19 protein-coding genes are annotated in these 23,711 nt (G+C 63.4%); 10 read left to right on the forward strand and 9 right to left on the reverse strand.

Annotation, left to right across the window (positions count from 1 at the left end; translation table 11 throughout):
* Positions 1 to 6 precede the first annotated feature (6 nt).
* Positions 7 to 738, reverse strand: a complete 732-nt coding sequence (locus tag WBN73_RS06935; RefSeq protein WP_207594758.1) for a glutamine amidotransferase — start codon at positions 736 to 738, stop codon at positions 7 to 9.
* A 164-nt stretch (positions 739 to 902) separates the two neighbouring features.
* Between WBN73_RS06935 and WBN73_RS06940 the strand changes: the two genes are divergently transcribed.
* A complete protein-coding gene (locus tag WBN73_RS06940) occupies positions 903 to 2,129 on the forward strand; it encodes an MFS transporter (protein ID WP_207597646.1) in 1,227 nt (408 codons plus the stop codon).
* A gap of 170 nt (positions 2,130 to 2,299) precedes the next feature.
* Positions 2,300 to 3,613 (forward strand): ammonium transporter, encoded by a 1,314-nt coding sequence (locus WBN73_RS06945; RefSeq protein ID WP_207594760.1) that lies wholly within the window; start codon positions 2,300 to 2,302, stop codon positions 3,611 to 3,613.
* Positions 3,614 to 3,708: 95 nt separating this feature from the next.
* Here WBN73_RS06945 and WBN73_RS06950 read toward each other — a convergent pair whose 3' ends face one another.
* On the reverse strand, positions 3,709 to 4,305 hold the full coding sequence (locus tag WBN73_RS06950) for a J-domain-containing protein (RefSeq protein WP_207594762.1): 597 nt from the start codon (positions 4,303 to 4,305) through the stop codon (positions 3,709 to 3,711).
* Between the two features lie 192 nt (positions 4,306 to 4,497).
* Positions 4,498 to 6,795, reverse strand: coding sequence for a bifunctional SulP family inorganic anion transporter/carbonic anhydrase (locus tag WBN73_RS06955; protein WP_337340008.1), 2,298 nt, complete (start codon positions 6,793 to 6,795; stop codon positions 4,498 to 4,500).
* Positions 6,796 to 7,093: 298 nt separating this feature from the next.
* Between WBN73_RS06955 and WBN73_RS06960 the strand changes: the two genes are divergently transcribed.
* The 4 genes from WBN73_RS06960 (at position 7,094) to WBN73_RS06975 (ending at position 12,540) form a co-directional block, all read left to right on the forward strand.
* Complete coding sequence (locus WBN73_RS06960; protein ID WP_337340007.1) at positions 7,094 to 9,229, forward strand: FG-GAP-like repeat-containing protein; 2,136 nt, start codon at positions 7,094 to 7,096, stop codon at positions 9,227 to 9,229.
* A gap of 112 nt (positions 9,230 to 9,341) precedes the next feature.
* Positions 9,342 to 10,430: an acyl-CoA dehydrogenase family protein gene (locus WBN73_RS06965; RefSeq protein ID WP_337340006.1), complete on the forward strand. Its 1,089-nt coding sequence runs from the start codon at positions 9,342 to 9,344 to the stop codon at positions 10,428 to 10,430.
* Positions 10,424 to 11,782 (forward strand): bifunctional PIG-L family deacetylase/class I SAM-dependent methyltransferase, encoded by a 1,359-nt coding sequence (locus tag WBN73_RS06970; RefSeq protein WP_337340005.1) that lies wholly within the window; start codon positions 10,424 to 10,426, stop codon positions 11,780 to 11,782. Before WBN73_RS06965 ends, WBN73_RS06970 begins: the two co-directional genes overlap by 7 nt.
* A gap of 29 nt (positions 11,783 to 11,811) precedes the next feature.
* Positions 11,812 to 12,540: a glycosyltransferase gene (locus WBN73_RS06975; protein WP_337340004.1), complete on the forward strand. Its 729-nt coding sequence runs from the start codon at positions 11,812 to 11,814 to the stop codon at positions 12,538 to 12,540.
* Here the strand turns inward: WBN73_RS06975 and WBN73_RS06980 are convergent.
* The 3 genes from WBN73_RS06980 to WBN73_RS06990 all read right to left on the reverse strand — a co-directional run bounded on the left by WBN73_RS06980 (position 12,537) and on the right by WBN73_RS06990 (position 14,064).
* A complete protein-coding gene (locus WBN73_RS06980) occupies positions 12,537 to 13,115 on the reverse strand; it encodes an adenylate kinase (protein WP_337340003.1) in 579 nt (192 codons plus the stop codon). The two genes, WBN73_RS06975 and WBN73_RS06980, sit on opposite strands and share 4 nt — an antisense overlap.
* Before the next feature lie 101 nt (positions 13,116 to 13,216).
* Entirely contained in the window at positions 13,217 to 13,705 is a 489-nt protein-coding gene (locus WBN73_RS06985) for an SRPBCC family protein (RefSeq protein WP_337340002.1), read from the reverse strand.
* On the reverse strand, positions 13,702 to 14,064 hold the full coding sequence (locus tag WBN73_RS06990; RefSeq protein ID WP_207594778.1) for an ArsR/SmtB family transcription factor: 363 nt from the start codon (positions 14,062 to 14,064) through the stop codon (positions 13,702 to 13,704). The genes WBN73_RS06985 and WBN73_RS06990 overlap by 4 nt, the downstream gene beginning before the upstream one ends.
* Positions 14,065 to 14,213: 149 nt before the next feature.
* Here WBN73_RS06990 and WBN73_RS06995 point away from each other — a divergent pair, with 149 nt between their 5' ends.
* Positions 14,214 to 16,886: an exo-rhamnogalacturonan lyase family protein gene (locus tag WBN73_RS06995; RefSeq protein ID WP_337340001.1), complete on the forward strand. Its 2,673-nt coding sequence runs from the start codon at positions 14,214 to 14,216 to the stop codon at positions 16,884 to 16,886.
* Positions 16,887 to 16,994: 108 nt separating this feature from the next.
* Here WBN73_RS06995 and WBN73_RS07000 read toward each other — a convergent pair whose 3' ends face one another.
* Complete coding sequence (locus WBN73_RS07000; RefSeq protein WP_337340000.1) at positions 16,995 to 17,306, reverse strand: hypothetical protein; 312 nt, start codon at positions 17,304 to 17,306, stop codon at positions 16,995 to 16,997.
* Positions 17,307 to 17,400: 94 nt separating this feature from the next.
* Between WBN73_RS07000 and WBN73_RS07005 the strand changes: the two genes are divergently transcribed.
* Positions 17,401 to 18,087: an SRPBCC family protein gene (locus tag WBN73_RS07005; RefSeq protein WP_337339999.1), complete on the forward strand. Its 687-nt coding sequence runs from the start codon at positions 17,401 to 17,403 to the stop codon at positions 18,085 to 18,087.
* Positions 18,088 to 18,161: 74 nt separating this feature from the next.
* On the opposite strand, the gene WBN73_RS07010 is transcribed toward WBN73_RS07005, so the two are convergent.
* Positions 18,162 to 20,195, reverse strand: coding sequence for a rhamnogalacturonan lyase (locus tag WBN73_RS07010; RefSeq protein ID WP_337339998.1), 2,034 nt, complete (start codon positions 20,193 to 20,195; stop codon positions 18,162 to 18,164).
* Between the two features lie 367 nt (positions 20,196 to 20,562).
* Here WBN73_RS07010 and WBN73_RS07015 point away from each other — a divergent pair, with 367 nt between their 5' ends.
* Together WBN73_RS07015 and WBN73_RS07020 are read left to right on the forward strand one after the other, a co-directional pair.
* Complete coding sequence (locus WBN73_RS07015) at positions 20,563 to 21,699, forward strand: LLM class flavin-dependent oxidoreductase (RefSeq protein ID WP_337339997.1); 1,137 nt, start codon at positions 20,563 to 20,565, stop codon at positions 21,697 to 21,699.
* A 39-nt stretch (positions 21,700 to 21,738) separates the two neighbouring features.
* A complete protein-coding gene (locus WBN73_RS07020; RefSeq protein WP_337339996.1) occupies positions 21,739 to 22,194 on the forward strand; it encodes a rhodanese-like domain-containing protein in 456 nt (151 codons plus the stop codon).
* Here the strand turns inward: WBN73_RS07020 and WBN73_RS07025 are convergent.
* On the reverse strand, positions 22,158 to 23,702 hold the full coding sequence (locus WBN73_RS07025; protein ID WP_337339995.1) for an MFS transporter: 1,545 nt from the start codon (positions 23,700 to 23,702) through the stop codon (positions 22,158 to 22,160). The two genes, WBN73_RS07020 and WBN73_RS07025, sit on opposite strands and share 37 nt — an antisense overlap.
* Positions 23,703 to 23,711: the final 9 nt, after the last annotated feature.

Below are 23,711 nucleotides of genomic sequence, written 5' to 3' on the forward strand. Positions count from 1 at the left end.
GATGGGCTAGCGGGCGTAGAGCTCCGTGAAGTTCCTGAGAACCCGCATGGGTTCCGTCACGGATGATTCAAGGGCGGCGGCGATGAGTTCATCGGCCTCGTGGGGCGGGAAATAGCCTGCGTTCTTGTAGATGTTGATGCGCGTGATGATCCCGTCAGCATCCAGTTCCGGGTGGAATTGTGTGGCGTAGAGGTTGTTTTTGATGCGGAACATGTGCACCGGGCAGGCAGCTGAGCTGGCCAACAGCACCGCATGTCCGGGTAGTTCGCTGCACGCTTCCTTGTGACCCACAAAGGCGTCGAAGGTGCGTGGGACGCCCCGAAGCATGGGGTCACGTTCCCCGTCGGCGGTGAGCGTGATCTCCGTGGGCCCCACAGGCTCGCCAAAGCGGCGGTCAATCGTTGCCCCTTGGTGAACACCCAGGGTCCCGACGCCGTAGCAGGCACCAAGGAACGGGAAGTCCTCGGCCACTATCCGGTCCAGAAGGGATGAGAGTTCCGTCTCAACCCGGATCTGGTCGGAGCTCTTCTCCTCCACAGGATCGCTGGACGTATAGGGGCTGCCGCCAACAATCACCCCGGAATAGTCCGACAGTTCAAGCGCCGGCAAAGGCCCGGATTCCAGCCGGATACGGACCAATTCTTCCGGTTTCAGGCCACAGTAGCGGAGGTAGGCCTGGTATTCGTCATCGGCTGCTGCGTCTTCGGCGCGGGTGGCCAGCAAAAGGAAGGGCTTCACAGGCCCAGTCTGCGCGAGGAATGCCTGACGAACAAAGTGTGTTGGCCCGAAGGGGGTTTCTGACAGAGACTCCCTTGCATCGCCGTGGCTGCATAACGTTGGTAGGGACCCCTATGAAACACCTATGACTCATTTCTGAGGAGCAATCTTTGAAGCAGGACCCTTTGGTCGTCGGCACGCAATCGCCCAAGGCGTCAGTTGCTGCACCGCAACTCCCCAAGAAGATCCCGTGGGGTGGCCTTCTGGTTCTGGCGGCGGCAGGGTTCACGGCTGTGACCACAGAACTCCTTCCCTCAGGCCTGCTTCCCCAAATCAGCCGCGACCTCGGAGTGGACGAGTCGGCGGTGGGTTCGCTGACCGCGGTCTATGCGGCCATCATCGTTTTCACGGCCCTCCCGTTGTCCCGGTTCCTGGCCGGGCGGCTTCCCCGGAAGACCCTGCTCATTGCCACCGTGCTGGCCTTTGCCCTGAGCAACGTGCTCCTCGCTTTCAGCCCCTCCTTGGGTTGGGCGATCGGAGCGAGGCTCCTTGGCGGCATCGCCCACGGCATGTTGTGGTCCAGCATGGCACCGTATGTGGCCCGCATCGTCCCCGCACATTCCGTGGGCAAGGCCATGGCTGTGGTCTTCAGCGGCAACAGCATCGCGTTGGCCGTCGGTGCTCCCATCGGAACGCTGATGGGTTCGCTCATGACCTGGCGCGCCTCGTTCCTGGTCCTGGCCGGAGTTGGTGTGTTGCTGGCTGTCTTGGCTTTTTGGCTTCTCCCCGGCGCCCATGACCAAGCCAGCCAGAAGACCCCATCCCTACGGGCAGCCATGAAACTGCCCGGCGTCATTGCCATCGCCATCGCATGGCCGCTCCTGCTGCTGGCCCACTTCACACTCTTCACCTACGTTGCCCCGTTCCTCCTCGCCTCCGGACTGCCGGAATCCGCTACGAGCCTGTCCCTTTCCGTGGTGGGCATCGCCAGCCTGGTGGGTATCTGGATTGCAGGCATGACCGCGGACTCCCGCCCGCGCACCTCGGTGATTGCCGCCGTCGGACTCTTGACCCTTGCTTTCGCCCTGCTGCCCGCGCTGGGCGGCACCTGGGTGGGCGCGTTTGGACTGATGACGCTCTGGGGCATCGCGTTCGGAGCGGTGGGCATCTACAACCAGGCGGCGATTCTCCGTGCGGGCGGTGAGCACAAGGATGCTGCCAACGGGCTGACTGTGGTAACCATCCAACTGGGGATCGCCATCGGTGCTGTGTACGGAGCCTTCGCCCTCACCACCGTCGGTGCGCACCTGGTGCCCTTGGCCGCCGCGGTTCCCACTGCGGTTGCGCTGGTGATCATCATCGCCAGCCGTCGCGGCGGCTACCCTGCCGGGGGTCGCGAGAAGCGCCGTTAACATTCCCGAAACACGCCAGTGACGTGATCTTCACGAACAGTGGATTTCTGTAACTTACCTGCAACTTAGCTCTTCTGAGTCGGAAACATAGCTCACCGAACATTGATCGGGGGGTTGGTGTGGGCCGTGCAACAACGGCCCCGTTTCGGACAAGCTTGAAGGGAACGCAGGTGGAGATCTCTGCGCAACACGTCTGGCTGATGTTGTCATCGGCGATGGTGCTATTCATGACCCCGGGCCTCGGCCTGTTCTACGGCGGCATGACCCGCGCCAAGGCAGCTCTGAACATGATCATGATGAGCTTCATCTCGGCCGGCATCGTTGGTGTTGTCTGGGTCCTGTGGGGCTACTCGATGACCACCGGCGACGGCTTCCTCGGCCTGTTCGGCAACCCCTTCGCACACTTCGGGCTCCAGGACCTGATGGGTTCGCCGGACCTCATCAAGGCAGGCTTCGCTGCTACGTTCGCCATCATTACCGTGGCCCTCATCAGCGGTGCCATCGCCGACCGTGCCAAATTCGGCGCTTGGGCTTTGTTCGTACCGATCTGGGTGACGGTGGTTTACTGCCCGCTTGCTTACATGATCTGGGGCGGTGGCCTCATGAGTGCAGGCGGCGCCCTCACCCAGATCTTCGGCCAGGTCATCGACTTCGCTGGTGGCGCAGTGGTTGAGGTCAGCTCCGGAACCGCCGCTTTCGTCCTCGCACTGATCGTGGGAAAGCGTCACGGATTCGCCAAGGACCCCAACCACCGCCCACATAACGTGCCGTTCATCATGATCGGGGCAGCCATCCTCTGGTTCGGCTGGTTCGGATTCAACGGCGGAGCCGCCGCCACGGTGGAGCAGGCAGGCCTCATCTGGGTCAACACCCTGGTCACCCCGGCCGCGGCCATGCTGAGCTGGCTGGTGGTGGAGAAGATCCGTCACGGTCACCCCACGTCCTTGGGCGCAGCGTCCGGCGTGGTGGCGGGCCTTGTAGCCATCACCCCGTCCTGCGCGAACATCACCCCGCTCGCAGCTCTCGGCCTGGGCTTGGTGGCCGGCGCTGCCTGCGCAGTGTTCGTTGACCTGAAGTACAAGTTTGGCTTCGACGACTCCCTCGACGTTGTGGGCGTGCACTTCGGGGCCGGCGTCATCGGCACGATCTCCCTCGGCTTCATCGCCTTCCCCACCGAGGGGACGGCCGGCGGCCTCTTCTACGGCGGCGGCCCCCAGCAGTTGATCGCGCAGACCGTGGCCGTCTTGGTCACCATGGCGCTCTCGGGCCTGGGCACCCTGGTCATCGGCCGGGCCATCCACAGGACCATCGGCTTCCGTGTTGCCCACGAGCACGAAATCACCGGTGTTGACCTCACCCAGCACGCCGAGTCCGCCTACGAGTTCGGCCTCACCGCCCACGGCCACTTCCGTCAGCAGCAGGCGCACCTGTCTGCTTTGATCAGGCGGAAGCCCGAAGAGGCCAAGGAAGACAGCTTCGCCTAACGGCACCCTCACCAAACAGCGCCCGCCCACCCAAGTAAGTGACAGCAAACGCACCACTGAGGGCTGATTGGGACGTTTGCTGTTACCTAGTTGGGCTAGCCGGAGCCGTTCCAGATCCGCTGCCACCACGTCCGCTTGCCCGGCTGCTCGGGTTCCGGCTCCGGCGGAGCTGCGGCTGACCTGCGTTCCCGCCATTTTTCCAGTTCAGCGTCCACGTCGCGGAGCTTGGTGATCACCGGTGGCCCGCCCTGAAGTTGCCGCCTGGCCTCGATCACGCGTTTGTTGAAGTCCTCAAGAATGTCCCGGACCTGTTTGTCCGTGTACTGTTGGTCCAGCTTGGCGTCGAGCTCGGAGTCCTCGATCCGGAGCAGAATGGCTGGCGGACCGATCCCGCTGAGGCGTTCGCGTTGGATGAGGCCTTTGACCCACCAGTCGGGATCGTAGTGCTCCCCCAGCCCGGGGATTGGTTTTCCGGCGTATTTCAGGTTGTCGAACTTGCCTTGGTTCATGGCGTCCCGGATGAGGTACTCGACCCTTGCCGCGTCGTCCACTTTGCGGCGTTTCTCGCGTTCCTCGGCGTCGGCGGCCTCAAGCTCTGCGTCTTCTTCCGCGTTGCCGCCCCATGACCGGACTGCCCGCAGTTCGGCGCCGCGCTCAAGCCTGCGCCTGAAGACGTTATTCTCGGCGTTCACGTCCTGCCACCTCCTCGCACGCCAGCCCTCGCCTGCCGGACATCGTGATTCCAGTATTCCGCACGTTGCCGTGGTTGGGGCACGTACCCCCACCACCTGCTTTGAAACCGCAACGACCCCCGACACGCCGCCAACAGGCGTGTCAGGGGCCGTTCGGTGCCCGAAATGGGTGGTGGTGGTCCGGCGAAAAAACTAGGAACGAACAGCCATGCCCGGATCCAACTGTTCGATACCCTCAGGCGTCACCAGCACAACCCGGGCGGTGCAAATGTCGTAGAACAACCCCGTGGCTTGCACGCTGCCCGAGGCAAGGGCTGGCCCAGTGACGGGGTGGTCCTCCAGCTTCCGGAGCTGCACGGCAATGTTCACCATGCTCAGCTGGTCCAGCCGGCTGTAGCCCTCGGCCTCGGCCGCGCGGGCAACAGGATGGCCGGCGAGCAACGCCGAGTAGCTGGGCCGTGCGTGCTCCAGCCAGGTATCAAAGCCCGTACCCAGGGCAGGGGCAGAACCCTCTGCATCAGCAATGACGGCCTTCATTGCGCCGCAGTTGGAGTGCCCGCAAATAGCGATCGAATCCACGGACAGCGCCTTGACCGCAAATGACAGCGTTGAATCAATGGAGGCATCCCGGCCATCGCTGCACACCACGTTGCCAATGTTGCGGAGCGTGAGAAGGTCACCCGGTCCGCTGCTGGTGATCAGGTTGGGGTTGACCCGGGAGTCGACGCACGCCACGAAGAGGGTGTCCGGGTTCTGGCTTTCGGTGAGGTCCTGAACCAGGGGGCGGACCTTGTCAGCGTGCCGGCGATGGTATTTGTCGATGCCCAGGAGGATGGACCGCAGCGGCGGCTGCCCGCTGTCGTCGTCCGCTGTTGGACCGTCACCGGGCGGCAGCCAGGACGTGCGCGGCGGCAGCGGGAATTCGCGCGGGTCCTGCCGCTGCGGGGTGTTGTCCTGGGCATCGGTGAAGGCGGTGGTGCCGTGTTCCTCAAGGATTACCGAGGCGCCCGTGCTCCGATGCTGCTTCTGCCAGGCGACCAACGCTTCGCGAAAGGCGTGGTCCAGGTAGTCTGCGTTGAGCTCCACCACGGTGTCCTGGCCTTCGGGCACTGAGTGGAGGACGCGGTTGAGCCGGGGCAGCGCGAAGAAGCTGCACGATCCGGCGATAACAACGCGCCACGGAAGGGCAGCACCGGCGGGCGCATGGGCATTGATCTGCGCCCGGAGAACCCTCCACAGCACGCAGAGGGCGGCGAGGGCCAGGCCGATGATTACGCCTTCGAGGAGGTTGAGCACCACGACGCACACCAGCGTGACGCTGTAGACCAGGAGCTCGCCGGTACGGAGGCTGGTGCGGATGTCGGCAACCTTGATGAGCTTCGCGCCGATGACCAGCAGCAGGCCAGCCAGCACGGACAGCGGAATCAATTGGATCAGCCCGGCGAACAGTGCGGAGAAGACGAGGACCCAGACGCCGTGCAGGATGGCGGAGGTGCGGCTTTTCGCGCCGGCTTCAACATTGGTGGCGCTGCGGACAATCACGCCGGTCACAGGAAGTCCGCCGAGCATGCCGGAGACAACGTTCGCGGAGCCTTGGCCCACCAGTTCGCGGTTGAGGTTGGTGCGCGAACCGCCGTGCATTTTGTCGACGGCGACGGCGGACAGGAGCGACTCGATGCTCGCGATCAGGGCCACCGTGATGACGGCCATGGCCGCTGCCCGCCAGGTGCCGTCGGGCAGGCTTGGCAACGCGACGGCGTCGAAGACGGAGCCGCTGAAGCTGATGCGCTCAACGCCTGGCGCCACCGCGACGGACAGGGCCGTGACTGCGACGACGGCGGCGAGCGGTCCGGGGATCTTTCGCACCGACGCCGGGAGGAACTTCCAGGCCATCAGGATCGCGACAACAGCAAGACCCAGCAACGCCGAGTGCAGCTCCACGTTGGTGATGGCCGCCGGCAATGCCGTGAGGTTTTCGACGGCGGACCCGGCAGCTTGGCCGCCGAGCAGCACGTGGAGTTGCTGCAGGATGATGGTGATGCCAATGCCCGCGAGCATCGCCTTGACCACCACGGGCGACACTGCCAGCGCGGCCCGGCCAATGCGGCTGACACCCATGAGTAACTGCACGACGCCGGCACCGACTGTAATGGCACACGTCACCGCCCAGCCGAATTCGTCCACAAGACCGGCGACGACGACGGTCAGACCGGCAGCGGGGCCGCTCACCTGCAGTGGGGAGCCACCCAGGCTGCCTGCGATGATGCCGCCCACGGCTGCGGCGATGAGGCCGGCCATGACAGGAGCTCCGGAGGCGGCGGCGATACCCAGCGACAGTGGGAGTGCGACGAGGAAGACTACGAGGGACGCGGGAAGGTCGGCGCCGAGATTGCTGAGGAAGCTTGGCTTGGCTGTACCTTTGCCCCGGTTCTTTCCCGGCGGGCTGTGCGAGTCAGTAGGGACGGTAGCGGAATCGTTGGGCTGCGGCATGGGGTTCCTTGAGCTTGGGAATGCTGACCCTTCCAAGCTACGGAACCTGTCACCGTTAATGACAACAAGATGTGACAAGCGTGACAAAAGCTGTGAAGATGCGCTTCATGTTGGGACCCATGGGAACTTTCGCGGGGGTGGGGATCGTTGGGGCGTTCGCGGGTAAGAGACCTCGGCACGCAACAATGCGGCGCGGATCACAATTCGGCCTCTGCGGGCTGTAGGATTCGCTGGTTGACGCGATAGTCGCGCATTGGATTTTTTGGGGGTTGGGCCGTTGGCTGCTCTGGGTAGATCTTTGTCTTTCAGCAGGGGCGTCGGCCGGGTTGTTGCCGCTGCACTTCTGGCAGTGATCACTGCGCTGACGTTCCTGATGGTACCGGGGGGCCAACAGGCTAAAGCCGATACCCTCATGGACCACATCGTTAACAGCAGCAACCCCAACGACGTAGCCGTCAACGTCACGACCAACAGGACGTACGTCGCCAACCAGTATGGGAAATCCGTGACAGTCATCGACGGTGCCACTTCGGCGTCAAGGTCGATCGCCGTGGCAGACTACCCCGAGAGCGTAGCCATCAATGAGAAGACCAACAAGATATACGTCTCTCATTCAGCCAGCTATACCATTACCGTCATTGACGGGGCATCGGAAGCAACGAAAAGAATTTCAACAGTTGGCCAACCGGAAAAAATGGTGGTGAATCAGACCACCAATGAGCTCTACGTCGCCAACGGGGAATCAACAGGCGGCATCTATGTCATCAACGGAGCCAGCTTGGCCGTCACCCAAATTCCAATTTATGGGGACATCAGAAGTCTCGCCATCAATGAGATAAGCAACAAGCTCTATGCCACCGCGTGGGAGAGCAGCAAAGTGGCCATCCTGGATGGGGTCAGTAAAAAAGTCACCCAGCTTGACCTCGGCACCCCGGCACAGTCCGTGGTCCTGAACCCCATTACGAATATGGTCTACTTCAGCTGCCCGGACGCCAAGGGATTTGCCGTACTCAGCGGACAAACCAACCAAATATCCATGATTCCCACCGGGTCGAACGCCCGCCCTGGAGTGATGGCAATCAACCGCCAAACCAACACGGTTTATGCAGCCGACGAAGGCAACCAATATCTGACAGCCCTCGACGCGACAGCAAGGACTCTGGTCAATACGCCGACTGAGCGCACCCATTACCTCAGCATTGCCGTCAACGAGGTCACCAATAAGGTCTACGCCTCAGACTATTACCGGCACCGGGTAACCGTCTTCGACACCAAGGCAAACGTCCTCGGGCACGTACAGGGTTTCGATAATCCCGAGACTCTGGCAATTAACCAAAAGACCAACAAGATCTACGTAGCCGATCGCGGTGGAAGTCGGGTCCGGACCATCGATGGAAGAAACGTCGCCCCCTCATTCACATCGGCCCTCCCTCCCAGCAGCGGTTCTGTGGGGGCTCGATACCACCATGAGATGACGGCGAGCGGCTCCCTGACACCGCAGTTCAAAGTTGCCAGCGGTGCACTGCCCCCAGGCCTGACTCTGGTGTCACAGAATCCAAATGGACTCCTATCCGGCGTGCCCAGCATCCCTGGAACCTTCAGCTTCCGCATATCTGCCAGCAACGGTTACGGCCCGGATGCACTGACCCCAACCATCACGATCACCATCAAGCCGGCTGATATCAGGCACGACTTTACCGGCGACAAAAGACCGGACGTCCTGGCTCGTACCAACAGTGGAGACTTGTGGCTTTATCCTGGCAACGGCAGCGGCGGCTGGCAGTCGCCATCCAAGGTCGGCCAAGGTTGGAACGTCATGACAGCTCTCGTCTCTCCCGGGGATTTCACGGGTGACGGCAAAGCCGATGTACTGGCCCGTGACACCAGCGGAGTCTTATGGCTATATCCAGGTAACGGCAAGGGTGGCTGGCAAGCCAGGCTGCAAGTAGGCCAAGGCTGGAACGCCATGACCGCCATCACGGGAATTGGTGATCTTGACCTGGATGGAAATGCCGACGTTGCTGCCCGCGACAGCTCCGGACAGCTGTGGCAGTATCGCGGCAACGGCCGGGGCGGCTGGCTAACCCAGGAGTTGGTTGGCAGAGACCTGAATGGCATGAACTTCATCTCCGGCATAGGAGATATCGCGAAGGACGGGACCGAGGATTTGGTGACCCGGGATGCCAACGGGGCGCTATGGAGTTTCAGAGGCTATCCGCGAACTTCCTTTGGCTGGGGCGATCAAATCGGTTGGGGCTGGAATGCCATGACTGCCATAGCCACTCCAGGCGACTTCAACGGCGACGGCAATGTGGATCTCCTGGCCCGCGACTCAGCCGGGACACTCTGGCTCTACCCCGGTAACGGCAAGCAGGGCTGGCTCCCCCGGGTCCAGGTCGGCTCCGGTTGGAACGTCATGAACACCATCATCTAGAGTCCAGAACCACAACACGCAAATCACCAAGAACGACGGCGGCAACCACCCGCCGTCGTTCTCTTGCCCTCCACACGCATAACCTAAGGCTCCTTAGAATAGGCTTGGGATCATGAGCGACTCCGAAGCCCAGCCTGTACGCATCAGTTCCGAGCTCGTCCAGCTCCAAGCCCTCGAGCCGATGCTGGAAAAGGTGCGGGAATCCGTGGGCGATGTCCCTGCTCTGCTTGCCATCGCTACGGAGATCGGGATGACGGCCCCCCAGCCCGGCGAAGGAAATACCGCCAAGCTCTGGGAACTGCTGGCATCGGTCACAGCCGTGGATGTGGCGGCCGGGAGGGTGCTGGAACCACATCTGGATGCCGTGGCCATCCTTGCCCAAGCAGACGTACCCGCTACACCGGATGGCGCCTGGGGAGTCTTCGCTGCGGAGGGCCCCGGCTTGAAGCTCGAGGCCAAGCGGGACAACGCCGGGAACTACGTCCTCAACGGGTCCAAACCCTGGTGCTCGCTCGCGGCCCAACTGAATGGTGCAGTGATCACGGCCCACACCGAAGACAACAGCCGGGCCGCATTCGCTGTGAACCTGAAGCACCCCGGAGTGTCCTGCGAAACACCCCAGTGGACCAGCCGGGGTCTCCAGGAAATTCCCAGCGGCACCGTCCACTTCGACCAAGTCCCCGCAACCCCGGTCGGAGGCGAAAGGTGGTACTTCACCCGACCCGGTTTCGCCTGGGGCGGCATGGGCGTTGCCGCGTGCTGGCTCGGCGGAGCAGTTGCCGTGGCCAGGGATTTCAGGAGCGCACTGGCCAAGGGCGCGGAAAATGGCAGGGAGCCGGACCAGATCGCCCTCGCCTCCTTGGGTGAGGTGGACAGGATCATCACGTCCGTCACCGGGTACCTGGCCCAAGCCGCAGAGCAAATCGACGCCGGCGAACTGGACGAGCGCGGCGAAGACCCCACAGACACAAACGGCCCCAGCGCCTGGAGCGAAGCCCTGCGTATCCGCGGAACTGTTGCCGCCGCCGTCGAGCGCGTCCAAACAGTGGTGACGCAGAACCTCGGTCCCGCGCCGCTGGCGTTCAATGAAGCGTATGGAAAGCGCATGGCCGATCTCTCGCTGTACATCCGGCAGCACCACGCCATGCGGGACGACGCCCAGCTGGGCGCGCTGACCCTGAAGGGAGAATGCCAGTGGTGACCTTTTCCCACACTGACACCGGAACGTCGGAGCAGGAATGGGCAGCGTCGGGAGTGGCCGCCCTCCCCGAACTGCCGCTGGATACAGCAGAACTTGCGGCCAGGAAGTTCGTTGTCCTGGCCGCGCACCCGGACGACGAATCACTCGGCGCCGGCGGCTTCCTGGCCAGACTGCACGCAGCCGGCGCGGCAGTCGACATGATCCTGTGCACCGCGGGCGAGGCATCGCATCCAGACTCGCCAACCACGACGCCGGAACAGCTTGCCGCTGTCAGGCTCACGGAGTTCGACACTGCTTTGTCAGGGCTGGCGCCCAGCGCGACGTGGCGGTTCCTGGAACTCCCCGACGGACAGTTGGCTGCCAACGCTGACCGTATTGCTGCGGCAATCAGCGAGAGCATCGCGGGGCGAGCGGCGGAGGAAGTAGTGATCGTGGCTCCCTACCGTGCCGACGGCCATACGGACCACGACACCCTTGGCACGGTCGCCGCGGACCTCGCCACACAAAACGGCTACGGGCTCCTGGAATACCCCATTTGGTACTGGTTGTGGGCAGGAACTGAGGACACCACCTGGAATGGTTGGGTCCGCGTGCCCCTGAGCCAGGAAGAACAACAGGCCAAGGCCAAAGCAATGCACGCCCACGCCTCGCAAACAGAGCCGCTGTCCGGACAACCGGGCGACGAGACTTTGCTTTCCGGGACATTTCTGGAGCACTTCGAGCGGCCTTGGGAGACGTTCGCCTGGCATCCCTCCACAGCTGGGAGCAACAGCGCAGCAGATGCGGAACGCATCTTCGACGAAGTCCATTCAAGGGAAGAGGATCCGTGGAGCTACACCACCAGCTGGTATGAACGCCGCAAGAGGGCGCTGACCCTCGCGGCCCTGCCCGAGGAAAGCTATGAGTCCGGGTTGGAACTGGGCTGTTCCATCGGCACACTCAGCGAGGAGCTGGCCCGGCGTTGCCGGACATTCCTGGGAGTGGACGCCAGCAGCGCAGCCTTGGCCCAGGCAGCGGAGCGTCTCGCGAGCTACCCATCAGCGGAGGTCAGGCACCTCACCATGCCGCATGAGTGGCCTGAAGGCATGTTCGACCTGGTGGTGCTGTCCGAAACGGGCTATTACCTTTCACGGGAAGAACTCACCGAACTGCTAACAAGAATCCAGGCCTCAACTACGCCTGGCGGAACACTGCTTCTGTGCCATTGGCGGCATCCGATTTCGGGCTGGGAATTGGACGCGGAGTCTGTGCACACCATGACACGCACCCACCTCGGCTGGCCCACGTACGGGCTCTACCAGGAGAAGGACTTCATGCTGGAAGTCCTGGTGGCACCGGATAGCTCACCATGACCCATTCACAGCAGCCAGGAATCAGAAACGTGGCGGTAGTAATACCTGCCCACAACGAGGAACAGCGCCTTGGCCGGGCGCTGACCGGACTGCGCGCCGCACTGGATACCCTTGGACGCGAACGCCCCGGAGTGGGCGCCTCAGTCACCGTGGTCCTGGATAACTGCACGGACGGTTCGGAGGCGATTTCCGCTGCGTTTGGAGCCAAAGATGCCCGCTTTCACAATCTCACCGTGAAGCTCCACAGCACAGGTGCCAGCCGCGATCATGGTGCCAGGGAAGCCCTGAACCGCTTGCAACTCCAGCAGGATGAACACGCGGATGCAACCGTATGGCTCGCCAACACCGACGCCGATTCCACCGTCCCCGGGCACTGGCTGGTGCGGCAGGTCGATCTGGCAAACGCCGGGGCCGATGCCGTCCTCGGCTCGGTGGAGCCGGACCCCACCGATGTGGACCCTGTAGTTCTGGGGCGCTGGCTGGAGTTGCACCCCTTCCGCGAGGACCACCCGCATATCTACGGAGCCAATTTAGGCATCAGGGCCTCGGCCTACCTCGCGGCGGGCGGCTTTCCCTTGCTGCGTTCCCACGAAGACCGGGGTTTAGTGGAGCGTCTTCGTCGGCAAGGTTTCACGGTGACATCTACGGACACCATCCGTGTGGTCACCTCAGGCAGGACACACGCCCGCGCCCCCGAAGGATTCGGTTCCTACCTCCGGGCTCTCGGCGCTGAGCTTCCGGCCCCCGCCAGCGGCTAACCTGCCAGAGCGCCCTCCACCGCCGCTATGGCAGATGCCGTGATCGCTTCCCGATCGCCGGATCCATCAACGGTCACCAAGATCCCGCGCTTCGAGTAAGCCGCCAGAACCGGCTGGGTCTCGTCCCGGTACAGCTCCAGCCGACGCTGGATCACGGCTTCGGTGTCATCGCTGCGACCTTGCTCTTGAGCACGGCGGAGCATCCGGGCCAGCAACTCGCTGTCCGAGGCCGTGAGCGCCAGAACAACTTGCAAGGGCTGTCCCCGGCCCGCGAGCATCTCGTCCAAAGCTCCGATCTGGATCACCGTCCGCGGGTAGCCGTCCAACAGAAACCCATCGGCAGCATCGGCTTCTTCCATCCGCTGCTTGAGCATGTCCGTGGTGACGTGGTCCGGCACAAACTCACCCCGGTCCATGAACTCACCGGCTTCAAGGCCGAGATCCGTCTTGTCCCGGACATGGGCGCGGAAAAGATCACCCGTGGAAATGGCGGGTATCCCGAAATGCCGCGCAAGGTGCTCCGCCTGCGTGCCTTTGCCGGAACCGGGAGGGCCCATGATGATCAATCGCGCCATGTAACTGGTCCGTTCGAAAGGCGGCCGGGACTTAAACAATACGCCGACGACGGCGGGAGGCACCCGTCGTCGTCGGCTTCTTTTAGGATGCGGTTCAGTTCTCAGGCGTCGGCAAGCACGCCATCGATCTGTTCGATCGCCTCCCGCATTCCTTCTTCCATGCCCATCTCGGCCATCTTCTGCATCTGCTCTTCGGATTCGAAGCTGGAGGTGATGGTCATTCGGGTGCGGTTGTCCACGGGTTCAAGCTTCACTGTGGCGTGGGTGATGCCCAGGTCGTCTACGGGCTCACCGTGCTCGTCGGCGAAACCGTCGTCAAATTCCAGATGATCCGGGGCGTTAATGGCGGTAAACTTCCACCAACCGCGGGCTTTGGTGCCATCCGGGCCGGTCATGTAATAAGCAGCCTTGCCCCCGGCGGTGAACTCGTGGGTCTCAAAAGTGGCCGGCCACGTGGGCGGACCCCACCAGCGTTCGAGCTGCCGGGGGTCTTCCCAGATCCTCCACACGCGCTTCACGTCGGCATCGAACTCGGCCACGATGGTGAAGCTCAGGGCCTCAACATCCTTGTTTACGCTGACAACAGTCATGGCAGTTCCCTTTCGTCATCTTCAGCGAGTATGTCCGCAATCCGGCTGGCACGTTGCCGCCAGATCATTTCGAAGTGGTCCAACAGGTGCCGGGCTTTCTGCAGTCCCTCATGGTTTCCCCGCACAATTTGCTCCCTCCCACGCTTCTCCTTGGTCACCAGGGAGGCCCGTTCCAAGACCGCAACATGCTTTTGCACGGCCGCGAAACTCATGGTGTACAGCGCAGCCAATCCGGAAACCGAGTACTCCCCCGCCGTCACCCGGGCCACGATGTCCCGGCGGGTTGCGTCGGCGAGGGCCTGGAACAGGCGGTCGAGTTCGTCGCCGGAGGGTTTTTTGCTGAGCTGATCTACAACCATTTGGTTGTACGATACGCCCGGAAGGGCCCGATGTCAACGGATGTGATGGCCAAAACACGGCCACCCCTTGCGGCCCTACGCATCGCCCAGGTAAGTTGTTGAAACGTCTCAAAGAAAGCGTTTTCCCGAACACTTAGGTGGAATTGACCATGACTCAGCACGCCCCGATCACGTGGATCGATGGCGAACCGCCCGCCGGACTCAGCGGCGGCACGACGTGGGGAATGCCGTTCCAACGCGGCACCGTGCAGGACGCAGCCGTCCTGGGGGTCCTCGACTCCAGCGGCAGCACCGTCAACGCCCAAACCTGGCCCCTGGCCACCTGGCCCGATGGCTCCCTGAAGTGGGCCGGCATCGCCCTCGGCGCCACGGATCAGCCAGCGGCCGCTTACCGGGTCACCCACTCAACCGAAACGCACGACGGCGGCGCGGCAGCCGTCGTCGAACGCTCACCCGGAGTGACGGTCGCCGAAGACGACAACACCATCACCGTATCCACAGGCACACTGGACATGGTCCTGCACCGGAGCGGCAGCACCCTGTTCAGCGAGCTTCGCCGCAACGATGCGGTGGTGGCCAAAGACGGTCGCCTCGTGAGCTTGCTGCAGTCAGGACCGGCAGAGGGAATGGGCACCACCACCCGGACTGGTTTCACCGGCCACACCACCAGTGTCACCGTGGAGCAGGCTGGTCCTGTCCGCGCGGTGGTCAAGGTGGAAGGCCTGCACCGCGAAGAAGACGGCGCCAAAGAATGGCTCCCGTTCACCGTCCGCTTCTACTTCTACGCGGGCGCCCGCAGCGTCAGAATGATTCACTCGTTCGTCTGGGACGGCGACGCTGAGCAGGATTTCCTCGCCGGCTTGGGCGTCGTGTTCACCGTGCCGCTGGACAGCGAACTGCATGACAGGCACGTCAGGATCGCCGGCGCCGACGGGGGATTCCTGGTGGAGGCCGTGCGCGGGCTGACTGGACTGCGACGGGATCCGGGCGACGAAGTACGCGCCGCGCAGATCGCCGGCCGGCCCACCCCGCCCCTGAGCGAGTGGAGCCCACTGGTTTCCGAACGACTCCACCTCATCCCGGGCTGGAACGACTACACCCTGACGCAACTGACAGCCGACGGCTTTGACCTTCGCAAAAGGACTGCTCCCGGCCACGGCTGGGTGGGTATCTCGGGCGGCACCAGGGCGGCCGGGTTCTGCTCGCTGAGCGATGTCCATGGTGGCTTCGGTGTTGGCATCCGGGACTTCTGGCAGTCGCACCCGGGGCAGCTGGACATCCGGGGGGCAGCCACCGCGGAAGCGAAAGTCACCGCCTGGCTTTACTCCCCCGAAGCCCAGCCGATGGACCTCCGTTTCTATCACGACGGCCTGGGCCAAGACACATTCGAGGACCAGCTTGAGGGGCTCGAAATCACGTATGAGGACTACGAACCCGGCTTCGGAAACCCCACAGGAATTGCACGCACCCACGAGCTGACGCTGTTCGCCTACGACTCGACCCCCAGCACGGAAAGCCTCGCTGCCGATGCCAAGGCAGCGTCCACTCCCCCGCTGTTGCAGCCCTCACCTGAGTACCTGCACGCGGCAGGGGTCTTCGGGGATTGGTCACCGGTGGATCGCAGCACCCCGGCCCGGGCGGAACTGGAAGACAAGCTGGACTTCCTGTTCGACTTCTATCAAGGCCAGACCGAACAGCGCCGCTGGTACGGATTCTGGAACTACGGCGACGTCATGCACACCTACGACACCGATCGGCACGTGTGGCGCTACGACGTGGGCGGCTACGCGTGGGACAACTCCGAGCTGTCGCCCGACCTTTGGCTTTGGTACATGTACCTCCGGACGGGCCGCGCGGACGTCTTCCGCTACGCCGAGGCCATGACCCGCCACACCGGTGAGGTGGATGTCTACCACCTCGGTCCGTGGCGCGGATTGGGTTCGCGGCACAACGTCCAGCACTGGGGCTGCAGCGCCAAGCAGCTGCGCATCAGTACTCCGGCCTACCGGCGCTTCTACTACTACCTGACCGCCGATGAACGAACCGGCGATCTCCTCACCGAACTGGTGGACAGCGACCAGAACTTCCTCGGCTTGGACCCCGTCCGCAAAGTCAGGCCCGACGCCGATACGTACCGCCCGGACCGCGGCGCCCTGGGCGTGGGGCTGGGTACGGACTGGGGCTCCCTCGCGGCCACCTGGCTGACCGATTGGGAGCGTACCGGCAACCCGCGCTCACGGGATCGACTCCTCGGAACCATGGCAGACATCGGCGCCCTGAAGTACGGATTCCTCACAGGCGAAGCGCTGTATGACCTTGATGCCGGGAGGTTCGACGCCGGCCGGGAAGTCATCAGCGTCTCGCACCTGAGTGCCGTGTTCGGTTTGGTGGAAATCTGCAGCGAACTGATCAGCCTGGTTCCGGACAAGGACTTCGAGGAAGCCTGGATGCAGTATTGCCGACTGTTCCTGGCCACTCCGGAAGAGCAGGTCGCGGAGGTAGGGCAACCCTTGGCGGGCATCTACCTCACCCAGGCACACAGCCGGCTCACGGCCTACGCCGCGGCCCGGCTGGGGTCCCCGGAACTCGCGGAGTTGGCGTGGGAGAGCTTTGCCGAGGGCGGGGAGAACCTCAACCATGCCGAGGCCTTCACATTGAAGAAGATCCTGCCCCCGTTCGTGCTTCTGCCGGTCGATGAGGCTCCCACCGTCTCCACCAACGACACCGCCCAGTTCGGCTTGGCCGTCATCCAGAACCTGGCCCTGATCGGTCACCAGCTGCCGGCGGCGGCCGATGCACCTCAGGAGGACCCGGCGTCGTAATTCCTGCTGCTTCCTGACCTTCTTTGCCGCTGATATGGGTGGCCAGCAACCCCAGAGGGTTGATTCCGCACTCGAGTCGGCCCAAAGAAGGTCAGGAAGCCACAGCCATCAAGAACTGCTGCGCGGATGCATGATCCGCATCTGGTCCCAGGTCCGCTCCGAAGCGGCGATGTTCTGGTTGGAACGCTCGCGGTCCAGGGAGGCAAGCTCGACGGCGATCGCCTGGACCGCAGCCACGGCACCTGTCAGGGATGGGAAAAAGCCTTCGCCTTCAGTGGGCACCACAATCCGGTGATCGGCATGCACCGCTACAGGCGAACCCGCGCTGTCCGTGATGGAAACAATGGGCGTGCCCAGGTTGTGCTGGCCGACATCTCCGAGCACCTGGACTACCTCGTCCAGAATGGCCGGATCATCCACTGACTCCCCTCCTTCAAGCTCTGTATTAACGCTTCAAAAGGCCCGATACTGTAAGTATGCTGATCAATATCGACCTGAGGAGGAGACGTACATCATGACCACGAAAGTAAACAAGACAATCATGGTCAACGTTCCGATCAGTACGGCTTACTGGCAGTGGACGCAGTTTGAGGAATTTCCGCATTTCATGGGCGGAGTAGAACGCGTGACGCGGCTCAGTGAGGACCGCCTCGAATGGGTGGCCGAAATCGCCGGCGTCCATCGTCGCTGGGAAGCCAAAATCGTTCAACAGGACCATAACCGGGCCGTGGCCTGGGCCGCCGTGGAGGGTGCCAAAAACGCCGGCTGGGTTGAGTTCAAGGAAGCTGGTCCCAGCCAGACGTCACTGCACTTGTCACTGGAGTACGAACCGCATGGCGTTCTGGAGTTCCTGGGGGACAAGCTGCATATCGTTGAAAGGCAGGCTGAGTCAGACTTGAAGAAGTTCAAGGAGTACATCGAAAAGCAGACCCCGGAGACGGGCACGACTGCAGGAACCACCGCGGCACCTGCGGCCGCGTCAGGAACAGCGGCCGCGTCAGGAACAGCGACCGCCGAGTCAACGCCAATCGTCGATCCTGTCACCCACCCGTTCGACCAGACCAACGGTCTTGCAGACGTTGATGGGGACTCGGACGAGACCGCCGAGAGCGACACCCGCAGCGCTGCGGAACGGAACGAAGGCGAAGGTCAAGGCCCGGGCTTCATTCCGCCGATGGGCGGCCTGCCAGGACAGCGGTAGTGTCCACACAGCAATAGAATCAGTGCCGCCCGGGTCAACGCGACCCAGGCGGCACTTTTCATTGACAACTGCGGCTAGTTCTTGGTGCCGGTGTAGACAACGGCGGGAATCGCCGGAGCCTGCATGCCCTCGCCAATGAAGAAGCCCGGGTGCGGCGGCTGGTTATAGGCAACATTCTCGCGGGCTACAGCTGTCCGATACACGGTGTCGTGCATCAGGGTCCGCAGCCGCACCTCGGTAGGAGCCGTGGTGGTGTAGATCCGCAGCTCGGTACTGTCAGTGGACGGCCACGCGATCTCTTCCCGCCAGTCGCCAAGGATGTCAGCCTGGATGGACGGGTTGCCCTTGGTGGTGTTGTTGCTGCGGGCACCGTCGGCGGTCAGGAGCCGGTCACTGGTTTCCGTTTCCCAGTTCCACTTGGAGATCGTGGGAACGCCGCGGGACACTGTGGCGTCGTAGTCATGGTCCACGATTTCGCGGAGCAGGTCACCATCCCACCAAGCCAGGAAGTTGGCGGCCGGGATCTTTTCCGCAATCAACTCACCCTTGGCGGACATGAGCTGGCCAACGGGTGAATCCCAGGCAGCAGAACCGCCGATGGCCCACCCTTCGGCGCCTGCATAGCGGGGATCGATGTCGCCTGCCGCCCCACGTCCGGTGTCTTTGATGGCCGGGATGCTCCACAGGACCTCACCGGTTGCGGCATCACGGAAGGTTGCTCCGCGGTTGCCGCTCTGGCTCATGCTTTCGTGGACGGCGAACGTTTCCAGCCCTGGCCTGGACGGATCGAGGTCACTGGTGTGAATGGCATCGCCGTGGCCGAGCTTGGTGTTGTAGAGCGGCTGGCCGTTGTCATCAATGGTCATGGAACCGAAGATGAACTCGTCCTTGCCATCCTGATCGACGTCGGCGACGGACAGGTTGTGGTTACCCTGCCCCTTGTACTGATCGCCGGCCAGGTTGGAATCAAAGGTCCAGCGCTTCACGAGCTTGCCGTCGACGATGTCGTAGGTGACCAGGACCGTCCGGGTGTAGTAGCCGCGGCTGAACATCATGGAGGGGTGCTCGCCATCAAGGTAGGCCACGCCTGCCAGGAAACGATCCACGCGGTTGCCGTAGTTGTCGCCCCAGCCGGTCACAGCACCGCGCTCGGGCTCGTAGGTCACCGTGTCCAGGATGGTGCCGGTCTCACCCTTGAAGACGGTAAGGAATTCCGGACCGGACAGGACATATCCAGCGGCGTTGCGGAAATCGGCGTCGGCGTTCCCGATCACTGTCCCTGCCGCATCGCGGGTGCCGTCCGCTGTCTTGAGGGAAACCTCAGCCTTGCCGTCGCCGTCGAAGTCGTAGGCCAGGACCTGCGTATAGTGTGCGCCTGCCCTGATGTTGCGGCCAAGGTCAATGCGCCACAGCTTGGTGCCATCCAGCTTGTAGGCGTCGACGTAGACATTGCCCGTGTAGCCGGACTGGGAGTTGTCCTTGGCATTGGACGGCGACCAGGTCTGGATGACCTCGTACTTGCCGTCGCCGTCGAGGTCCGCGACGGTGGCGTCGTTGGCCGAGTACGTGTAAGCCTTGCCGTCCGGGGTCACTCCGTCAGCCGGTTTGTCCAGCTTAATGGCCAAGTAGTTCTGCGCAAGTGGCGTCACGGCCTCGGTCAGCTTGTCCTGGCCCTGTCCGTTTCCGACGGTCTTGATGACATAGCTCGACTCCGCAGTGCCGCCAGCGTCCACGAACATGGTGGCATTGCGGAGGGGCTCCGGGGTGATGTTGACGCCGTCACGCAGGACCTGGAAACCGATGCTGTCCTTGTCCAGGCCCAACATGCGCCAGCTCAGTGTGACTCCTTGGTCCGTCAGGACGGCCACCGGCGCACGGTCCAGGTTTTCCACTTGGCGCTTCAGCGATGCTGCGTCATTCGCGGCAGGCACGACGCCGGGAAGGTTGGCTTGCGCTGCCTGCGGGAGTTGGGTGGGGGCTGCTTGGGCGATCGGGACTCCAGTCAGCGCGATGGCCGCGGCAGCGAGTGAAGCGGAGGCCGCGAGCGGGACTGCTTTCCACGCACGGCCACGGGAGGAGCGGTAGGAACATTTCGAGGGGTAGGCCAAAGAACATCTCCTTTGATGCTGGGCAGCAGGGGGTCTGCGAGCCGATATTGGAACGTTTCACATACGGAGACAACACCGCCTTGCTTGGTGGACAAGAGGCTGAAGTCTGCGAGAAAACGCTTTCCGCCAACAAGGTTTACCAGCGCTTCAACCGTTCGGTCAAGGGTTTGACAGGAAATGACTGTGAGTGTTCGGTGCTATTTGTTCGGAAATGTCCCTACCCTAGCCCGTCCGCGGCGCCCTCCTGGTACGTCTTTCGCGGCTCGCTTGTGACGGTCCGTTTCGCAGGATTTCGTAGGATTTAGCCCCGTTGAGCGGGGTGACTGATGGGCTTTGGCTTGTGCGGGTGCGTCCGTAGTGTCGTCCCATGCCGAAGCATTCCGTCACTCCCCTGTCCGTTCTTGACCTGACTCCGGTTTCCGCCGGGCAGACCCCCGGCGACGCCCTGCGCAGCACACTCGCCCTCGCCGGCGTCGCTGAGGCTGCAGGGTACTCGCGGTACTGGCTGGCCGAGCACCACCTCAACACCGGCGTTGCTGGTTCTGCCCCGCACATCCTCGCCGGGTTGGTTGCGTCGGCCACCAAAACCATCCGTGTCGGCACGGCAGCCACCTTGTTGGGAAATTACAGGCCGCTCCAGATTGCGGAGAGCATCGGCACTCTTGCTGCGGTGTTCCCGGACCGTGTGGACCTTGGCTTTGGGCGTTCCGGGCCGCCGAAGTCGCCCAGCGATCCGGCTCCCGGAGTAGTGCCCCCAACTGACACACCAGACGATCGCGTAGTTGACGGTCTGCTGATCCCAGCGCCGCGGCCCATCTTCGGTGCCGTCCTCCCCAGGAAGTTCCGTTTGCAAGGTGAACTGCTGGGCCGCTTCCCGGGAGATACCGACAACTTCGAGAACGACGTCCAGGACATCATCGGGTTCTTCACCGGCGGGTACCGCACCAGGCATGGTGAGGAAGTCACCGCGACGCCGGCCCTCGGGCAGTCGCCACAGTTCTGGATCCACGGTTCAACAGCGGGTCCCAGCGCCCGCCTCGCCGGCAAGTTGGGCCTTCCCTTCGGCGCGAATTATCACGTAGCCCCGGCCGGCGTCCTGGACTCCATTGCCGAATACCGGGCCCACTTTGAACCGTCTGCTTCCCTGCAGGAACCACAGGTGATCGTCTCGGCGGACGTGCTGGTGGCCCCGGACGAACACCAAGCACAGCGCCTCGCCCGCGGCTATGCCCAGTGGGTACACGGTATTCGCAGCGGACAGGGTGCCATCCCCTACCCCTCCCCGGAGGATGCCTTGGATCTGCCCTTGGATGCTGACGCCAATGACCTTGTCAAAGACCGTGTGGACACCCGGCTGGTGGGCGACCCGCACCAGGTCAGGGACAAGCTGCGCACGCTGCAGCGAGCCACAGGCGCCCAGGAACTGCTCATCACCACCATTGCCCATGACCCCGCCGATCGGCAGAGCTCGTACCAGTTGCTCGCCGAGGCCTGGGGTCTCTAGCTTTCCGATTTTCCACCCACCACCAACAAAGGGAGCACCATGTCCATCGAAACCGCCGTACCGGAAAACGACGTGCAGGATACCCAGCTGATCACCGCCCAGGAAGCGGCCAAACTCATCGAAGAAGGCGCGCTGCTGATCGATGTCCGCAGCGAAGGCGGCCGCGCCAGCACCGGAGCCGTCCCCGGTGCCGTGGTGGTCAACCTCGAGCATGTGGAGGAGGACTTCAGCCCGGAGTCCGCCCACCGCCTGGCCCAGCTCAGCGGTACGGACCAGAAGATCGTGGTGTTCTGCGGCTCCGTCAACGGTTCACGTCCCGTCGCGCAGAAGCTCCAGGTCCTCGGCTACGCCAACGCCGTCCACGTGGACGGCGGCTTCCCGGCCCTGCGCGACGCCGGCGTCCCCACCACCGGGCCGACCGCCCCGCCCGTCGAATCGGCGCCGCCCGTCGGATCGGCTCAGGCATCCACCGATTCGGTGGCCTCCGAACGCTGAGTACCTCCCGCCGTCGGACGTTCCGGCGGTTGCACTCCCGCCGTCGTCGCGGCTTCCTTTCCGGAGGTCACGACGACGGCACGTACGTTTCGGCGGTTGCTTGCCTCGCGAAGCCAGTCGAGTCCGCCGGCGAGCAGTGCGACCCCCAGCAAAACGCAGCACATCACGATGCCCTGGTGGAAGGCGTCCTTGGAGGCTTGGCCGGTGGCCGCTCCGTGCGCCTGAAGGAACATGCCTGCGGCCGCAGCTGAGCACAGGGCCGCCGCGAAACGTTGGCTGAGTTGGTAGAAGCCTGCAGCCACCCCTGCGGCACCTGCGGGCGCATGGGCAAGGGTGAGTGTCTGGTTTGGCGCCACCACAAGGCCTGTTGCCACGCCTTGGATAAGTCCGACGGCGGCCACCGCCAGAGCCGCCGTACCGCCGTCGAGCCCTTGCACGAAGAGGTCCTTGGCAATCAGGCAGGCCAGGCTGCCCACCAGTGCGTAGACGATCCCGGCGCGACCGTATCGGGAAAGGAAGCGCCAACTGAAGCTGGACGCCAACAGCATTCCTGCTGCTTGCGGCGCGAGGATCGCTGCGGCCGCCAACGGCGCCATCCCCGCCCCGGAGAGGAAGTAGAAGGCAGTCACGGCGGCCATTCCGGCACCGACGCCGAACTGGCAGAGCGCCACCACCGTACCCAAGGCGTAGCCCCTTGATTTCACCAAGGAGGCACTGAGCAACGGGGTTCGGCCGCGCCGGTGATAAAGGAGCTCCCAGCCAGCGAAGGCCAGAAGCATCCCCGCACCGACCGCCAGCGATGTCACTGCAATGATGCCCGCACCGTAGATCGTGGGAATGAGCGAGGCGATCACCACTCCGCCGAGCAGCAAGGCACCCAGGACGTCGATGGAGGGGTTCGCGGTTCCGTCGTCGGGGTTTTTGATGGCAGGCCTCGGGAGGAGCCGGAAGGCAAGCGGAACCAGGATCAGCACCAAGGGAACGTTGGCGAGGAACAGGATCCGCCAGCCGATGGATGGGTCGCCCAAGGAAAGAACCACTCCGCCGAGCAGCGGTCCGCAGACCGCAGCCGAACCCCCGGCGGCAGCGTAGGCGCCGAGGGCTTTGGCGCGGTCATGCCCGGAATAGATGTCCTGCAGGAGGCCCAGCACCTGCGGGTTCAGGGTGCCGGCGCCGAGTCCTTGGAGGAGCCTGGCGACGATGACCAGCGATGGGTCCGTGGCCAGGCCACCCACCAGGCTGGAGGCCCCGAAAACAGCGATACCCGCAATGAAGAGCGTGCGCCGTCCCACGATGTCGCCCAGTCTGCCCGCGGGAACCAGCGCGACGCCGAACGCCAGGGAGTAGCTAGCCAGGATCCACTGCACCGAACCTGAACCGGCGTGGAGGGACGCAGACATAGCCGGTACCGCCAGCACGAACATTGACTGGTCCAACAGCGTGATGAACCCTGCGCCCAGGCAAAGCCACAGGGCGGAACGTTTAGCGTGATTTCCGTGGCTTCTCATAGCGTTCCT

The sequence above is a fragment of the Paenarthrobacter sp. CCNWLY172 genome (assembly GCF_037402035.1).
Taxonomy (GTDB): Bacteria; Actinomycetota; Actinomycetes; order Actinomycetales; family Micrococcaceae; genus Arthrobacter.

What these genes read in the sequence shown, in the direction of transcription:
- WBN73_RS07005 (WP_337339999.1), top strand. Translation starts at nt 17,401, where the DNA reads ATGACCACGAAAGTAAACAAGACAATCATGGTCAACGTTCCGATCAGT.
- WBN73_RS06985 (WP_337340002.1), bottom strand. Translation starts at nt 13,705, where the DNA reads ATGACTGTTGTCAGCGTAAACAAGGATGTTGAGGCCCTGAGCTTCACC.
- WBN73_RS06980 (WP_337340003.1), bottom strand. Translation starts at nt 13,115, where the DNA reads ATGGCGCGATTGATCATCATGGGCCCTCCCGGTTCCGGCAAAGGCACG.
- WBN73_RS06955 (WP_337340008.1), bottom strand. Translation starts at nt 6,795, where the DNA reads ATGCCGCAGCCCAACGATTCCGCTACCGTCCCTACTGACTCGCACAGC.
- WBN73_RS07025 (WP_337339995.1), bottom strand. Translation starts at nt 23,702, where the DNA reads ATGAGAAGCCACGGAAATCACGCTAAACGTTCCGCCCTGTGGCTTTGC.
- WBN73_RS06990 (WP_207594778.1), bottom strand. Translation starts at nt 14,064, where the DNA reads ATGGTTGTAGATCAGCTCAGCAAAAAACCCTCCGGCGACGAACTCGAC.
- WBN73_RS07015 (WP_337339997.1), top strand. Translation starts at nt 20,563, where the DNA reads ATGCCGAAGCATTCCGTCACTCCCCTGTCCGTTCTTGACCTGACTCCG.
- WBN73_RS06965 (WP_337340006.1), top strand. Translation starts at nt 9,342, where the DNA reads ATGAGCGACTCCGAAGCCCAGCCTGTACGCATCAGTTCCGAGCTCGTC.
- WBN73_RS07020 (WP_337339996.1), top strand. Translation starts at nt 21,739, where the DNA reads ATGTCCATCGAAACCGCCGTACCGGAAAACGACGTGCAGGATACCCAG.
- WBN73_RS06995 (WP_337340001.1), top strand. Translation starts at nt 14,214, where the DNA reads ATGACTCAGCACGCCCCGATCACGTGGATCGATGGCGAACCGCCCGCC.